The sequence below is a fragment of the Rhizobium sp. P1_E1 genome (assembly GCF_056406015.1).
This window is the reverse complement of record NZ_JBFUAY010000442.1, coordinates 1-1978: the sequence shown is the minus strand read 5'-3', so window position 1 is coordinate 1978 and position 1978 is coordinate 1. Positions and strand designations below refer to the sequence as shown.

The 1978-nt window shown below is 56.8% G+C and carries 1 protein-coding gene and 1 pseudogene; both read left to right on the top strand.

Annotated elements, in window-relative coordinates; genetic code table 11:
• A pseudogene (locus AC1D1Z_RS36865) lies at positions 1-259 on the top strand (GntR family transcriptional regulator); the annotation flags it as partial.
• A gap of 757 nt (positions 260-1016) precedes the next feature.
• The coding region (locus tag AC1D1Z_RS36860; RefSeq protein ID WP_477853752.1) for a cbb3-type cytochrome c oxidase subunit I at positions 1017-1978 on the top strand (962 nt) is incomplete at its 3' end.

Below are 1978 nucleotides of genomic sequence, written 5' to 3'. Positions count from 1 at the left end.
TTGTGAGGCTTGCAAAATCGTCCACCGATTTTGTTTTTGTACTCACCCTTTACGAATGGAAATAACCGCGTCGGATCTTCGGCCCGCGTTTGTCAAAAGCCTCGGAAGACTAAGTGCCGCAATGTCTGAATTAGGCGTGGCAACGGACCGGGCGCAGTCCGCGTTGATGAACCACCTTGATCTAGAACAGGGTGCCGTCTCAAGGGTCGTACACGAGGTGAACGAACGTGGATTAACAGGGTTTTCTCGGCCGGCGTGAATCTTGTGATATCGCATAACTGAAGCCCTAAGGCTCGAATTCACTCGACGCCGCTCTGCGTTCGAAAGACCTCGCAATGAACGAACCGGCGGAGAGAAAAGCTCACCTCTGCAATGCTCGCAGAATAAGAGCGTTAGATCCTGCGACAGTTCGAGATCATCTTGGCGGGGCCTTCACTGCTTGTGTGGTCCCAATCTTTTTCCCGCTCAATGCACGGCTCCGCACAGCCGTCGACGAGGACCCTATTCGCCTCACAAATAAGCTGCAGCCACAGAGCCGATGCGGGTTTTCCGCGGCCGCGTGTCTTCACCAGACCGGCCATCATCTCTCGCCGGCTGAAGGCGAACATGATCACAGCACCGCCCTGACGTTGAAGGTCACGCCCCACCTGCTCTCCGCCTAAACAAAGTCAGAGATGGGCCGCGCATCGCTCCATTGGCGACGGCTCGACGTCGTACTTCACGCATGTCCTCTCGCCGGCCTACACCCCCTGACATGCAGAGATTGCGCAAGCGAGAAAAGCATCTGGGTCGCTCGGCTGCGGCGTGCAGTTCCTCCGAAAAGTGTTTGTCGTTTCAGCGTAGCTATCAGACTGGCGTCCAAGCCCTTTCACGAATGAAGCAACCCCGCACATAGTGGGAAAACGCTGGCCTAGTTTGACTTGGATCAAGACGCCAGCACCGTCTTCATGACAGTCCTGGCGCAAGTACCAAAAAGCCGGCCGCGATGCGGTCGTCTGTGCACTGAGGACGATATCATGAATTACACAACGGAAACGATGGTGATTACGGTCGCGGCGTTTCTGGCGCTGCTAGGAGCTGCATTCGCACATGACCACCTCTTTGCAGTCCACATGGGTATTCTCTGCTTCTGCCTGCTCGCGGGTGTTGCCCTGCTGGTCAGGAACGTTGATTTTTCGCCGGCAGGCCAACGGCGGAAAGTCGATATATCAGGCTATTTCGACGAGGTGATCCGGTATGGCCTGATCGCCACGGTATTCTGGGGCGTGGTCGGCTTCCTCATTGGCGTGGTCATCGCGCTGCAACTGGCCTATCCCGACCTCAACATCGCCCCTTATCTCAATTTCGGAAGGCTGCGGCCCGTTCACACATCGGCGGTCATCTTCGCCTTCGGCGGCAACGCGCTGATCATGACGTCGTTCTACGTGGTGCAACGCACCTGTCGCGCACGTCTTTTCGGCGGCAGCCTGGCCTGGTTCGTATTCTGGGGTTACCAGCTTTTCATCGTCATGGCCGCGACCGGATATGTTCTCGGAATCACCCAGGCCCGTGAATATGCCGAACCCGAGTGGTACGTCGACCTCTGGCTGACCATCGTCTGGGTCGCCTACCTCGCAGTATATCTTGGAACGATCCTGAAGCGCAAAGAGCCGCACATCTACGTGGCAAACTGGTTCTATCTCAGCTTCATCGTCACCATTGCGATGCTGCACGTGGTCAACAACCTGGCGGTTCCGGCCTCGTTTCTTGGCTCCAAAAGCTATTCCGCCTTCTCGGGCGTCCAGGACGCACTGACCCAATGGTGGTACGGCCACAACGCCGTCGGCTTTTTCCTCACCGCCGGCTTCCTGGGCATGATGTACTACTTCGTGCCGAAGCAGGCCAACCGACCCGTCTATTCATACCGGCTCTCGATCATCCACTTCTGGGCGCTGATCTTCATGTACATCTGGGCCGGCCCGCATCATCTGCATTACAC